Source organism: Sphingopyxis bauzanensis, from assembly GCF_002205675.1.
Classification (GTDB): domain Bacteria; phylum Pseudomonadota; class Alphaproteobacteria; order Sphingomonadales; family Sphingomonadaceae; genus Sphingopyxis; species Sphingopyxis bauzanensis.
The window spans coordinates 447,957-460,891 of sequence record NZ_NISK01000002.1 but is presented as its reverse complement, the minus strand read 5'-3'; the positions used below and the strand labels follow the sequence as shown (position 1 = coordinate 460,891).

Here is a 12,935-nt window from a genome sequence, read left to right as displayed (position 1 = left end):
TCGGCTGACATGACGACGACAAATTCAGGCCCCGCAGGATCGCTCCCGCAAGCCAAGGTCGAAGACCGCGAGAATGTGAGCACCGTCAAGCCGAGCGACTATCCCAAATGCGACCGTGACGACGGCGCCGTCACGGGCGCCGACAACCGCGGTCGGCGCGCGAGCAAAGGCAGCGGCCCGGTCAGCGGCAGCGGCGCCGGAGCAGGCGGCAAGGGCTATCCTGAAGATTATGACAGCGATGCGCAGGCAGGTGGCGGCACGGCCGGGATGCGCACCGACCCCCGAAAACCGGTGGAGAAGCGCCGATCGGCGGCAGCCGCTAGGCACCTGCCCCAATCCGGCGCCTGCTGATTCAATTCTGGAAAATGGCAGGGGTTCCCGGTTTCACCATCTGCGCCAGCCGCGCCGCATCCCAGTTCGTCAGCCGGACGCAGCCATGGCTTTCGGCGCGGCCGATGGTGTGCGGCTCGCTGGTGCCATGAATGCCATAATGCGGCTTGTTGATGTCGATCCAGACCACCCCGACGGGGCTGTTCGGACCAGGAGGCAACTTAACCGCCTCTTTGCTATCACTCACATCCCAGAACAATTTAGGGTTATAGTGAAAATCGGGATTGCGGCCGACGCCCTGGATTTTCCATGTCCCGATCGGCAGCGGATCGCGGCTGCTTCCCATCGTCGCGGGGAATTGCGCGATCAGCCTGTCGCTTGCGTCGAATACTTTCAGCACGCCTTCGGATTTGTCGACGACGACCTTGGCCGCGGCCGGTTGTTGCGGCGCAACGCCCAGGCGTTCGAGCGTCCCGTTCCAGCCGCGCGAATCCTCTCCCAGCTTAGATTGGTCGATGTCGGCGATGTTGGGGACGCGAAACGGGCGGCCGGCTCCCACCAGCGTCGATGCGCTGTTCAGCGCGACAAGGGTTTCGGGCGTGGTGTGAAAGCGTTCGGCGAGCGCCTCGGTCAGATTGCGATAGCCGAGCGCGGGCAATTTGGCCTGTTCGGCGGCGTCTTTCGGAAAGGCCGGGACGAACGGCCCTTTGGCAAAGCCTGCCGGAATGATGACAACCCGCGTCGCGGGCACCTCTCGCCACCGCTGCAACGCCTGCTCCGTCGCGGTGTCGAGCTTGCCGGTGTCGGCAAGGTCATTCGCCTGCTGAAAGCCGCGCAACGCCGCGGCATAGGACGCGCCTTCCTTGCCATCGATGACGCCGGGCGAGAAACCGAGATGATCGAGGATGACCTGCGCCCGCAGGATGGGGGTTTCCGTGAAGGGGCGCGAGCCAGGTTCGGCGTCGGCGAATATCAGACTATCGCCGTTCGCCTTCGCCTGCGTGGCCGGGCGCGTTTCGTCCGCACTCTTGTCGGGTGAAGCATTGCAACCGGCGAGCAGCAGTGACCCGGCGAGATACATTGGAATTTTCAAGCGCTGGTCCTCTCGGTTGAGGCTTCATCAACGATTGCGCAGGCTAAAGGATGCGCGCCGTTCGCGGCGACACGCAAACTTCGGCTAAGGTTCGATTTCATAGTGGATCGGTTTGAACGTCCCGCCGCAGCTGTCATAGGCCGAACAGGCGGTCAGGCCGATGATCAGGTCGTCGAGGGCGCGGAACCGAATGAAATCGCCGGGCGTGGTCGGCGGCGGCAGCACCTTGACCTTGCCGGCATCGTCGACCGGAACGTGCATGAAGATATTGAACGCGACGGGAATATCGTCCGCGGCGATGCCATAGGGTGCCAGCGCCTCGGCCAGGTTCCCGAAACAGCCGCGATGCACCGGCTTGTCCTTGTAGAAATGGCGAAAGGTCGCCTCGCTGCACGGGGTCAGCAGGAAATCATGCGTGCCGACATTGTCCTCGACAATCTCGAGCATGAGATTGGAGCGGTTGGACCACAGCCGGTTGCCGGTCGTCAGCCGGATCGTTTCCTCATAATCGAACGTCCGCCCGTTCGAGACGACCTCGCGGACGTCGCCGCGCATGAAGGCCAGCATGTCGCTGACCTGACCGCCCTCGGGGTCGATCACGCGCAGCGTTTCGCCGCGGCTGAGGGGGAAGGCCGTGCCGCTTCGCGGTGCGATAATCTCGGTCATGCATGGTCTTTCGCGCAAGAGGGTGTGCGGATATTACGTGCGGCGCGAGCGAAGGCTGCCTCGCCAGGCAAACTCTCGTCATCCCTTTCTTGGTTTCCGGTTTGCGCGTGAATAGCGCCTGAGGCCGCCATTCAGCAACCCGACACCCGGCAAAGCGCTTTGGGACGGCACGCTGGGGGGCTGACAGGAGAAAGCCGATGAAGACGCTACTCGTGAGCCTGGCGGTATCCGCCGCGGCCCTCACCAGCCCCGCCGCCGCTCAATATCCGAGCGATGGCTACCAGAACCGCGGCGACAATTACCGCGACGACGACCGCGCCGGTGCAAACATGGCGGCGCGGATCGAACAGATGCGCGTGCGGATCCAGGCCGGCGTGCAGTCGGGCGCGATCAGCCGTCAGGAGGCCGTCTCGCTGCGCGCCAACCTGCGTTCATTGACGCAGTTGGAGCGCCAGTACAGCCGCGGCGGACTGACCAATCAAGAGCGGCAGGGACTGCAAGCCCGGCTGCGCGCACTGCGCCAGGATGTTCGCCGCGCCGAGGGCGGCGCGAACGGGCGCTATGACGATTGGGACCGCCAGAATGATCGCGACGATGATCGCGACGATGATCGCTATGACGGACGCAGCGATGGCCCCGATGGTCGCTGGAATGATGACGACCGGGACGATGATTATCGTCAGCCGCCACAGCGCGGCGGCATTGGCGGCTTGATCGACAATGTACTGGGCCGCAACGAGGCGACCCTGCAAGTCGGCCAGCGCGCGCCGTCGAACCTTTACGGCGTACCCTATGAGTATCGCGACCGGTATCGCGACACCAGCCAGTCCTATTATCGTTCGGACGGGCGCCAGATCTACCAAATCGACGCCCGGACCCAAGCGGTTGTCCGCATCCACGCCATGAATTGATAATCGCGCGCGCCTCAGCCAGCATCCTTGGCTGACTGAGGCGCGCTGCAGGAGCTCGCGCCAGCATCAACGTTGCGGCGAACGAGGCTCTACGGCGATGTTGGTGACTGAACAATGCGGGGTTCCGGCGACGGAGTTTCCTCTCACTCCGGCGCAAATCCCGGTGTTTTTACGGTATAGGCGGGTAACCACGATTCACGCATTCTAGGGTATTATGAGCGAAGGGGACGCTCGGCACTGCTGCACATGAGTCACACCCCGCGTGGATAAGAAGGGCGATTGTCGTGGAACGAGAAGATAACGTCGTGACAATTGCCCGGTGCAGACCGAGAAGACTGCCGGAACTGACCATGCGGAAAACCAAGCTGGTGGGCGAAGTCGTCGCGGCTACTGGTGCCGGCGATCTGCCGTTGGACGTTCTAGCTGGCGCGCTGCTCGAAGCTGCTGAGAGCAATGACGATACAAAACTGGTGGCTTGGGCGTTGCGCGGAGCTGAATTCTTCAACGGCGGTGATCGGTCTGTACCCTGAATGGCAGGAAGAGCGGCTCGATTATCTGCCGCCCCGTTTGAAAGGGGCGGGCCCGGGTACAAATAGCGGTCCCCGGAACGCAGTCTTCCTTAGAAATTCACGGTCTTGGCTGACCGGCAGCGACCCGAACAATATTTCACATTATCCCAGTCCCGCGCCCATTTTTTCGCCGCGAGAATGGTCGGCAGCAGCCTGCGCAGATCCTGGACGGAGAATCGGATTTTCTGATCATCCGTGGCGCTGCGATTTGTCCTGCAGAATGTGGTTTTTGATATGCAAACTCCGCGTCACGATCCTGAACAGGCCGCCGGCGCAGGAGCGTGAATGAGCAGCGGCCGACACCCATTGATACCGTCCTATCATGTCGCGGTTTTGGCGAAGGGCAACGTCGTGCGGCAACATTTCCGGCCCGCTTCCTCTGCCATGTATAAAGGCCGGTCGGCGGAAGCGAGGAGCGCGTGCGGGATCGCTACCGATCCGCCTTGACGGGCGAATGCGGTCGCTGCGCCAAACCTGATCGTGACCATGCCGCTTATCGTCGTGCCGAGCGGGATTTCCAGTGCTTCATTGCAGTTCCGGCATGCGGGTGATGGGAATGGTGACGGCGGATCAGGTGGGGCTGATCCGCCGTCGTTCGAAGGGACCAACCTTCGGTAGAAAACGGGTAGCGCCCCTGGTGTTAACCAAAGTGGACCAACCGACACGGGAAAAATACGGTATCGGATCGCCGCACAACTTCGCATCGCCGATCGCGGAAACATGCTATCCTTCGCGCACGCAAATTTTCGCCATCGCTGTGGACCGCAGCGCGGATCAGCGGGCTGGCCTGTTTGCAAGGCGGCATGGCACAGGGATATGTGGGATGACGGAAACCATCGAACCGCGCGGTAGCGATCGGGGTAGCCCCACGGGCTCTCTGGTGGTCTCTATCCAGAATGCCAGCATTCCCATATTGTTCATCGACGTAACCGGCGGAACCCATTCCGTTGCAATCGCCAATCCCAGCTTTTTTGCTGCGACGGGATTGTCGCATCCGGCGGTTCTGGGGCGATCTGCATCATCCGTCTTTACGAAGATTACCGACGCGGCGAGCGTTGCGACGATCGAGGCGTTTCTGAAAGCGGGCCAGCCGGCAACGTGGGAGCTGAATTTTCGCCGACGCGACGGTTCGACGTATCTGGCTAGCGCGTTGCTCCATCCGGTGCGCGATCATACGGGGGTGCATCGCCAGCACATCTTGTCTTTCTACCCTCACGACAGCAAAATCGAAAGTCCGCGCAGCAACCCGGCGGAATCGCGCGCGCTATACAAGCACGCCCCGGGCTTCATTGCCACGTCGGAAGGACCTGCACACCGCATCACCTTTGCCAATGAATCCTATCGCCGGTTTGTCGGCCACAGAAAGCTGGAAGGCCTGACGGTGGCAGAGGCGATGCCCGAGATTGCCGCGCAGGGTTTCGTCGCCATCCTCGACCGGGTGTTCCAGACGGGTGTGCCTTACCGCGGCGAAACCGTGGCGTTCGATCTGCCCAGTCCGAGCGGTGGGCCGATGGTGCGTCGCTACGCCGATTTTGTTTACGAACCGGTGCGCGACGCCGACCTGAACATCGTCGGTATTTTTTGCGAAGGCTATGATGTTACCGAACATCAGGAGGCGGCCGCGGCACTGCAAACCCTGCAAACCGAACTTGTCCATACATCGCGCGTCAATGCGATGGGGACGATGGCGACGACTTTGGCGCACGAACTTAACCAGCCGCTCAGCGCAATCACCAACTACGCTGCCGGGTGCCTGCGCCTGGTGGACAGCAGTGACATCGACAATGCCCAGGTGCGCGAGGCGCTAAACGCCATCGACATGGCCGCCAAACGGGCGGGCGCGATCATTCGCACGCTGCGCGACCTCACCGATCGCCGCGTTCGCGCCAGCGAATCTTTCGAGCTGAAAGCCGTCGTCGAGGAGTCGATCAATCTTGTCCGCAGCGCCTGCTCGATCGATACCAAATTACGCTACGCCATCCCCGCCAACCTGAAGCTTTTCGCGGACCGCACCCAAATTCAGCAGGTTGTCATCAATCTGTTGCGGAACGGCTGTGAGGCGGTGTCGGACCTGGAGCAGAAGGAAGTCAGGATTTCGGCCGAAACCGCCGCTGACGAGATCGTCGTTGCAGTGCGCGATACGGGGCCGGGCGTTACGGCCGAAGCGGCGCAAGGCATTTTCACCTGGTCCGATACGATCAAGGAAGGCGGCATGGGGCTGGGCCTGTCGATATCGCGCACGATCATCGAAGCACATGGCGGTCGCATCTGGCTGGAAGATTCGTCCGATGCGGGCTCGGAATTCCGTTTCGCGCTGCCGATTGCGCAGGCTGACATCGAGGAAGCCGCGGGATAGCCAAGGCGCCGTGTTCGCTGGATGTCACACGGTCATGAGTTCCAACATTGTATCTGTCAGCCAGCGGGCGGTGCGCTGCTTGTCCACGCCGGGCGGACTTGCCAACACGCGCGCAACGTGGCGTGCGATAAACAACGACGGCCCATTATACGCTAAAGCCCAGTCGTGGAATATTCGCTCTTTGAGAGGGGCTTGATTGATGACTGTCAGCTGATCATGGCGTTCGTCGCGGCCGATCGACTTCATCAGGGCTGTGATGACGTCCTCCCGCCCTTCCAGTATTTGAGCGAAATGCGCACCGGTGAACAGCAAGGCTCCCGTGATGTCGCGGCGCAGGTTGTTCGCGATAGATACCTCGACCAGATCCGCGATGGCCGCGGTTGCGCGGGTCGGTTCGATCCGGCTCCGGCTCACATAGAGTGTCGAGATTAGCATGCCAGGGCGAGGCTTCCGCGTGTTGTTGGAAATTTTGCGGGCCTATAATGCGGCAACGTTCGCTCAATCAACGACGGTACGTCGGCTGCCGGGGCAGGCGCACTGTAGAAAAATCCTTGCCCCAGATCGCATCCGTGACGGCGCAGGAATGACGCCTGCTCGACCGTTTCAATGCCCTCGGCTACGGTTTCGATTCCGAGACTTTTCCCAAGCCCGATCAGCGCCCGCACGATGGTCGCATCGTCGGGGCTGGTCGCCACGCCAGCGACGAACGATCGGTCAATCTTGATCACATCGACGGGAAATTTCTTCAAATGCGTCAGCGATGCAAAGCCGGTTCCAAAGTCGTCGAGCGCGACGCGCACCCCGCGTGCGTTCAGCAACGCGAGCGCCCGCGTGACTTGCTCATTCCCCCGGCCCAGGAAAACGCCTTCGGTAACTTCCAGTTCGATCATCGCCGGGTCCAGTCCGCGGCTATCGATAGCATCCAGCAGTCGTTCGGCAAAATCATCGCTTCTGAAATCGGCCGCGCTGCGATTAATTGCGACATGGCCGAATGCGGCGCCGGTATCGACCCAGTGCCGCACATCGTCGAGCACCTGCGCCAGCATCTGCCGACTGATGTCGGCCGCGAGCTTGCCATCGGTAAAGGCGTGCGCGAACATTTCGGGCAGCAGCGGCGGCGTTCCCGCCTGCTGGCAGCGCGCCAACGCTTCGAAACCGACGATCCGGCCCGTCGCCAGGCTTACCTTAGCCTGATAATGCGGGATCAATTCATTGGTGGCGATTGCCGCACGCGCGATGTCGAGCATGCGCGCCTGTCGGTCGAAATTCTCCGCCATCCCCGACGAAAAGATTGCGGAACAGCCGCGCGATGTTTTGGCAGCGGCCAGCGCAAGGTCGCTGCACTTGATCAAATCATCAGCGGAGGTGGCATGGTCGGGATAAATCGCCACGCCGATGCTGGCCTCGCAATTGATGACTCGCCCATTATGTTTGAATGGCTTGTGCAAGCGCTCGCCCAGCGAACGCAGCAGCATTTTCAGGTCGTCGCCGGCGCCGATGTCGGGAATGACCAGCCCGAATTCGTCGCCGCCAAGTCGCGCCACGGTGTCGGTGCTGCGCGTGGCAGCCCGAAAGCGTTTCGCAAAGGCGCAGAGCAGTGAATCGCCGACGTCATGACCAAAACTGTCGTTGATCTGTTTGAAATGATCAACATCGACGGTCATGACCGCCGCCCGGCGACCAGTTTGACCGGCATCTGCCAGCGCCGCGTCGAGCTTTTCGCGGAACAGGTTGCGCCTTGGTAACCCGGTGAGTTCGTCGTGGTTCGACATATGGCGAAGCTGCCGCGACAACGTCCTTTGCAGCGCCACCTGCTGCTTCTGCAGAATGAGGGCATGACGCAGTTCGAGGAGCGATTCGACCTGCGACGCCAAAATTTGCAGCGTCAGTCGTTCGGCTTGGGTCAAGCCTTCGGGGCGCGGCGCTGAATCCATCACGCATATGGCGGCGATCGGGGTGCCGTCGTTCGCGAGCACCCGCATGCCGGCATAGAAGCGGATGTGCGGATCACCGGTCACCAGCGGATTTGCCGCGAAAATCCGGTCATGAGCGGCATCTTTGACCAGAAATATCCCCGAGGATTTCAGCGCGTGCGCGCAAAAGGATTGCTCGATGGGGGTCTCGGCAACGCCCAGGCCATGCTTGGCTTTGAACCATTGCCGGGTGCGATCGATAAAGCTGATAGCCGCGAAAGTGGCGCCGAACACCTCCGCCGCAAGTATGGTGAGATTATCGAAATCGCGCTCGGCGGCGCTGTCCAAAATATTGTAGCGCGCAATCGCCATGCGGCGGCGGGAAGCTTGGGGACACTCGGCGTCGAGATCGTCTATATTGTCCTGCGATCGCAATTCTTTCCCCCTTCGGGCGGCTTTGATATGCCCAGTTATTCGCCATACGCCATGGAAACCGTAGGGGATAGATCGGGGAAATGCGGGGCGCCTCGTGCAACCATTGTTAACTTTCACCGTTTTGGTTTTAGGGAGCACAGCCATGCAGCAGTTGGCAAATCAGGTGAATCAATGGTCGAAATTCAGGACGGAGCCGACGGGTCGTCTGAGCGAAACGTCTATGTGATCGACGATGACGGCGATGTTCGTCAGTCGCTCCATTTCTTGCTCGGTACGTCTCATATTCGGGCGTGGCCTTTTGCGGCGGCGGAGGATTTTTTCGATCTGTTACCGACGTTGAAGCCGGCGCCCCTTCTGCTCGACCTTCGCATGCCGAAAATGGACGGGCTACAGGTGCTGGAGGAATTACGCTGCCGCGATGTGTCGTGGCCGGTGATCATAATGACCGCGCATGGCGATATCGCGACGGCGGTGCGGTCTGTTAAGATGGGCGCAATCGAGTTTCTGGAGAAACCCTTCGAAATCGGGCTGCTCGATGAGGCGCTGGCGGCGGCTTTTGGCATGCTGGGCACGCTTCAGGAAACCGCCGCAACTCGATCGCACGCCCGCGCGCTGCTGGATTCCCTGTCGCCGCGCGAACAGGATGTCGTGGCAACCTTGCTCGACGGATCACCCAATAAACTGGCCGCCCATCAGCTCGGTTTGAGCGTCCGAACCGTTGAGATGCACCGAAAAAATGCGCTGACCAAGCTACGGCTTAAAAGTATCGCGGAGGTTGTTGCGCTGGTCGCCAAAGCGGAACGGACGCTCGGCCTGTCGAGGCGCATAAAGCACTATGCCGACAATCACGCTCAGTAACACGGCCATGTCACCGCATAAGTTTAAACATTTCATGACCTGACGCTGTGGTAATTCCCACAGCTATCAATGCCCCCCAGTACCTTTAACCTCGCCGCTGGAAGGGGCAGTGGATGAACACGCACAGTTTCGATGAGTATGGCAGCGATCCGTGGCACGGGTCGATCAACGATGATCGATCGCCGGGTGGCGACAAGCGTTCGCAGCCCCGCCAGCGCAGCGTCTTTCGGGTCGCGCGCGTTTCGGCGGCAAGCGAAGAAGGCTTCGCGCGCGTCCTCAACATTTCCGATGAAGGGCTTATGCTTGCTACCCAGCTGCGCGTATCGCCGGGCGCGGACTTGCAGATCGATTTGTCCGAGGTCATTCGCCTAAGCGGCAAGGTCGTGTGGCACGACGGCAAAAACTGCGGCGTGCAGCTTAGCTACCCCATCGACAGCGCGGCGACGCTTGTCCGGCTGTTCGCCGACAGCGTCCGCGGCGGCGACCGTCCGCTACGCCTGCATTGTTCGACCGAAGCAATCGCGAAAGGCGAGTTCGGTACGCGCAGCGTCCAGATCGAAAATATCTCGCTGCGCGGCGTTAAGGTTCGGCATGACGGCAGCTTTCAGGAAGGCCTACGGGTGAAGCTTCTCCTTGGCGCTATCGAGGAACGCGAAGGCGTTGTGCGCTGGTCGCAAGCCGGGCAGGCCGGTATTTCTTTACTAACCCCGTTTTCAGTGCGTGATCTCGGTTCGACGGATAAACTGGGACGTGTGGGCGGATGATAGTTGGAGAGGTTGCCTCCGAACGACGCGGTCGCCGAAGGCACCAATTAGAGGGATATCGGCAACTGAGAGAATTTGCCTGCCGGAACGTCCGCAAGTCTTGCTGGAGACCCACAAGCCGACCGTCTCCAACTGATCCGTCCCCTTCCGAGTGGTCCAAAATTGTTGATATTCTGGACGACTCAGAGGGAGAGGTAGATCAGATTTAGGGGCGTCGGCGAAGGGCGCTATTGATGGCTCGGCGCCTCGGCAGCCAGTCTAGGCGTTCGCAGCGCGGATCACGTCGGCGCGTGCGGCGAGCGCGGCCGCTTCCCCTTCGAGGCCGTAGAAAGCGAATGGGTTGAGGAACTGACGGCCCCAGAACTGCTTGGTGTCGATCTCACCCAATCCGGCCTCGTCAACAAGCGGCTTCCAGCTTGCCCCGATCGTCTCGAGCAGCGCCGTCGCCAGTGCGAGTGCGCCGGCGCGATCGAGGTGGAAGTGCCCAGCGGCGTCGAGGCAGGCGGCGATCTGGCTCGCGCGGACCTGGCCGTGGATCAGCATCGCCTGGCTCGCTTCGCCCCCGGCCCGCGCCTGCGGACAGATATCATAGGCCGGGGTGAGGCGAAGCGATGTTCCATCCCAGAAGGCGGCGTGATTGCGCGCATGGTCGTCGACATTGCCGACAAGGATATTGAAGACAAGGCGTGCGAAAAGTTCGTGAAGCGTCGCGTTCGGCGCTGCGAAGCGAAGCCGGACCTGCTCGGCGAGATCCTGGTAGCTTGCATAGCGCGCCTGCATCTCGTCGAGTTCCAGGATCGTCAGCGCCGACACCATTGCGCGGCGCTCCCAGCCGGCCGGGCCATGCGCCCGGTCGAAGCGTTCGACGAGTAGCACGTCCTTGCCCGACGCTTGCGCGAGCCCCACGGTCGCGACGTCGAGCCCGGCGCGTGCGGCGAGCCGCATCGCGATATATTCGCCTTTGACGACGCTATAGGTGTCGCTCGTGCTCGAAAATTTGGCGACAAATTTGCGGTCGCCGTCGGTGATGAGCGCCTTGGGCCGCGCGCCGCCGATCGAACTGCCATGATGCAGCGCCTGGTCGAGCTCGGGCGAGAGCGGCAGATTATTTTCGACCCGCTCGGCCGAAGCGATGAGCGCGTCGAGGCTCGCGCCGTCGCCTCCGCGCCGGGTGTAGACGCTCGCTGAGGCCTGGAAGTCGAGCGCGCCGATGCGGTCCGAGCCCGATTGCAGAAGAAAGACGAACTCGTCGAGCTCGAGCGCATCCAGCTCGGCGCCGCGTGCGCCGAACAGCCGGTTGAGAATGACCCGGCGGCCCCAAGCGTCGGGCGCCGCATCGCGCAGCGAACTCGCCATATAATGCCCCGCAGGCGGGCGCATTGTCTCGCCGCCGAGCGGCAGCTCGGGCAGGTAGAGCGGGACCGCATTGGCGCGTTCGCGGTACGAGCGGCCGTAGACGAAATGCGCTTCGTCGCCGACGCGAACGAGCCGTCCGGCGACGACGGGTTCGCTCGTTCCGGGCAGCCAGGTCCAGACGAAGGCGTCGCGGGGACGTGCGGGATCAGAAGTCATCGGCGAGCTCTACCGTGCGCGCGCGCGCATAACGTGGCAGGAGGGACAGTCGCCGGCGCCCTTCCTCGACGCGCAATGTCATGCTGCCCACATCGTCCTCGCCGAGCAGCGGGATGCCAAGGATCGTGCACGCCTCGAAAGCCACGCCGATATCGACTTTCGGATTGCCGGCTTCGAGCCGCTGGATCATCGCGCGCGTCACGCCGATCCGTTCGGCAAGGCCTTGCGCGGTCACCCGCTGTTCCTTGCGCGCGACCGCAACCAACTGGCCAAGGCGCTCAAGCGCCGCCAAAGTGTAACGTGCATAGCTATTCTTCTTCGAAGCGGGCATTTGTATCACTCATAGATCATATAAAGTTGATATGCGTTATCAGTAGATCATTAAGGAACCAAAAATGACGCATGTCAAGATAGTGTGCTATGAGTAGCGCATATAAGCTCGATATGCGTCACTCATAGAGTGAGCATGCCCGCGTCGCGGCGCAGGGTTCCCGTCTCTTCGATTCTCGTACCGATCGTCATCATGGCTTCCAGCTATGAAAGGTCCCAAGACCGCGCCGGAAACTTTGGCTGAACTTATATCAACTCAGCCCGATCGCTCAGTGCAGCCGAAATGGTACGCACGCCCTCCGTCGCCGTCGCCATCCATCTCTGGTCGATATCCGGGCTGACCGCGGCATAGGGGCGCGGTACCTGCTGCCAATGCTGCATTGTAATTGTAGTAGACGCCCGACGGCGCCGGCGATGCAATGGGCCGACGGACGGCGGGATGCCTGCGACTTGGGCTGATGAGTCCTGCGATTGGCGGCCCAATAGTCCTGCCAAAACCTGTCCGACAAATTGCCATCAAAGTTAGTCATTCTGCCATCTGACATTTCAAAGGGTAATTCCGAAGCGGCTTAGCAGCGCGGTCATCGCGGCATAAAGCAGCACGGTCAGCACGCATCCGGCAAGCAGCGCCGGCCAGAAATCGATCCCGCGCCTGAGGAGCAGCGGAATGAGTAGGAACATCGGCAGCGAAGGTAGGACATACCAGAATGTTGCCTGCGCATGCGCCGCCATACGTGCCGGATCGCCGGTATCGCGCCACAGCCAGATCATGCCTAGCACCGAGATGAGCGGCAGCGACGCGACGAGCGCGCCGAGACCCGCGCTCCGGCGTGCGATTTCCGAGACGGCAACGATGATCAGCGCCGACAGAAGCGCTTTGACAAGCAGATAGGTCATGGCTCACCCTTTTTTGCAATGTGGCACATACGCATGCGGCGGATGGCGGCATTTGTCCCCCTCGGTTTTCCTTCCCATAGGCGAATGGTCGCCCCCGTCTTGGTTGTGCAGCATCGCGGTGACGGCGCTGCGGGTCGATTGCACCGTTGCGTAATCCGCGTTCAGCAGCTCCTTACTCAGCACCCGCCATTCGGCATTGGCTCAACGGCCCAATGAAAGACCAAAAATTGCCGCTGATGGT

Annotated in this window: 15 protein-coding genes; 6 read left to right on the top strand and 9 right to left on the bottom strand. The window is 61.4% G+C overall.

Annotated features, from left to right (window positions below; translation table 11 throughout):
- Positions 1-9 precede the first annotated feature (9 nt).
- Positions 10-351: a hypothetical protein gene (locus tag CDQ92_RS08765; RefSeq protein ID WP_088441008.1), complete on the top strand. Its 342-nt coding sequence runs from the start codon at positions 10-12 to the stop codon at positions 349-351.
- A 1-nt stretch (position 352) separates the two neighbouring features.
- Here CDQ92_RS08765 and CDQ92_RS08760 read toward each other — a convergent pair whose 3' ends face one another.
- Positions 353-1,411 carry a L,D-transpeptidase family protein gene (locus CDQ92_RS08760; protein ID WP_088441007.1) on the bottom strand — a complete coding sequence of 353 codons (1,059 nt, stop codon included), beginning with the start codon at positions 1,409-1,411 and terminating at the stop codon, positions 353-355.
- A 96-nt stretch (positions 1,412-1,507) separates the two neighbouring features.
- Positions 1,508-2,089, bottom strand: a complete 582-nt coding sequence (locus tag CDQ92_RS08755; RefSeq protein WP_088441006.1) for a DUF1989 domain-containing protein — start codon at positions 2,087-2,089, stop codon at positions 1,508-1,510.
- A gap of 197 nt (positions 2,090-2,286) precedes the next feature.
- Between CDQ92_RS08755 and CDQ92_RS08750 the strand changes: the two genes are divergently transcribed.
- Positions 2,287-3,000 carry a hypothetical protein gene (locus CDQ92_RS08750; RefSeq protein WP_088441005.1) on the top strand — a complete coding sequence of 238 codons (714 nt, stop codon included), beginning with the start codon at positions 2,287-2,289 and terminating at the stop codon, positions 2,998-3,000.
- 350 nt (positions 3,001-3,350) lie between these two features.
- Positions 3,351-3,530, top strand: coding sequence for a conjugal transfer protein TraD (locus tag CDQ92_RS08745; RefSeq protein ID WP_088441004.1), 180 nt, complete (start codon positions 3,351-3,353; stop codon positions 3,528-3,530).
- Between the two features lie 89 nt (positions 3,531-3,619).
- Here the strand turns inward: CDQ92_RS08745 and CDQ92_RS21915 are convergent, their stop codons facing one another.
- A complete protein-coding gene (locus CDQ92_RS21915; protein WP_308423613.1) occupies positions 3,620-3,709 on the bottom strand; it encodes a DUF2256 domain-containing protein in 90 nt (29 codons plus the stop codon).
- A gap of 683 nt (positions 3,710-4,392) precedes the next feature.
- On the opposite strand from CDQ92_RS21915, the gene CDQ92_RS08735 reads away from it, so the two are divergent.
- Positions 4,393-5,925 (top strand): PAS domain-containing sensor histidine kinase, encoded by a 1,533-nt coding sequence (locus CDQ92_RS08735; protein WP_158213813.1) that lies wholly within the window; start codon positions 4,393-4,395, stop codon positions 5,923-5,925.
- A gap of 24 nt (positions 5,926-5,949) precedes the next feature.
- Here CDQ92_RS08735 and CDQ92_RS08730 read toward each other — a convergent pair whose 3' ends face one another.
- Both CDQ92_RS08730 and CDQ92_RS21120 read right to left on the bottom strand, forming a co-directional pair.
- On the bottom strand, positions 5,950-6,360 hold the full coding sequence (locus tag CDQ92_RS08730; protein ID WP_088441002.1) for a BLUF domain-containing protein: 411 nt from the start codon (positions 6,358-6,360) through the stop codon (positions 5,950-5,952).
- Positions 6,354-8,210, bottom strand: coding sequence for an EAL domain-containing protein (locus CDQ92_RS21120; protein ID WP_158213812.1), 1,857 nt, complete (start codon positions 8,208-8,210; stop codon positions 6,354-6,356). Before CDQ92_RS21120 ends, CDQ92_RS08730 begins: the two co-directional genes overlap by 7 nt.
- Before the next feature lie 90 nt (positions 8,211-8,300).
- Between CDQ92_RS21120 and CDQ92_RS08720 the strand changes: the two genes are divergently transcribed.
- Positions 8,301-9,131, top strand: coding sequence for a response regulator transcription factor (locus CDQ92_RS08720; RefSeq protein WP_336596121.1), 831 nt, complete (start codon positions 8,301-8,303; stop codon positions 9,129-9,131).
- A gap of 113 nt (positions 9,132-9,244) precedes the next feature.
- Positions 9,245-9,895, top strand: a complete 651-nt coding sequence (locus CDQ92_RS08715; RefSeq protein ID WP_088441000.1) for a PilZ domain-containing protein — start codon at positions 9,245-9,247, stop codon at positions 9,893-9,895.
- A 258-nt stretch (positions 9,896-10,153) separates the two neighbouring features.
- Here the strand turns inward: CDQ92_RS08715 and CDQ92_RS08710 are convergent, their stop codons facing one another.
- The 4 genes from CDQ92_RS08710 to CDQ92_RS08695 all read right to left on the bottom strand — a co-directional run bounded on the left by CDQ92_RS08710 (position 10,154) and on the right by CDQ92_RS08695 (position 12,694).
- Positions 10,154-11,467, bottom strand: a complete 1,314-nt coding sequence (locus CDQ92_RS08710; RefSeq protein WP_088440999.1) for a type II toxin-antitoxin system HipA family toxin — start codon at positions 11,465-11,467, stop codon at positions 10,154-10,156.
- Positions 11,457-11,798, bottom strand: coding sequence for a helix-turn-helix transcriptional regulator (locus CDQ92_RS08705; protein ID WP_088440998.1), 342 nt, complete (start codon positions 11,796-11,798; stop codon positions 11,457-11,459). Before CDQ92_RS08705 ends, CDQ92_RS08710 begins: the two co-directional genes overlap by 11 nt.
- Before the next feature lie 255 nt (positions 11,799-12,053).
- On the bottom strand, positions 12,054-12,314 hold the full coding sequence (locus CDQ92_RS08700) for an excalibur calcium-binding domain-containing protein (protein ID WP_229667287.1): 261 nt from the start codon (positions 12,312-12,314) through the stop codon (positions 12,054-12,056).
- Positions 12,315-12,343: 29 nt separating this feature from the next.
- Entirely contained in the window at positions 12,344-12,694 is a 351-nt protein-coding gene (locus CDQ92_RS08695; RefSeq protein WP_088440997.1) for a DUF3147 family protein, read from the bottom strand.
- Positions 12,695-12,935: the final 241 nt, after the last annotated feature.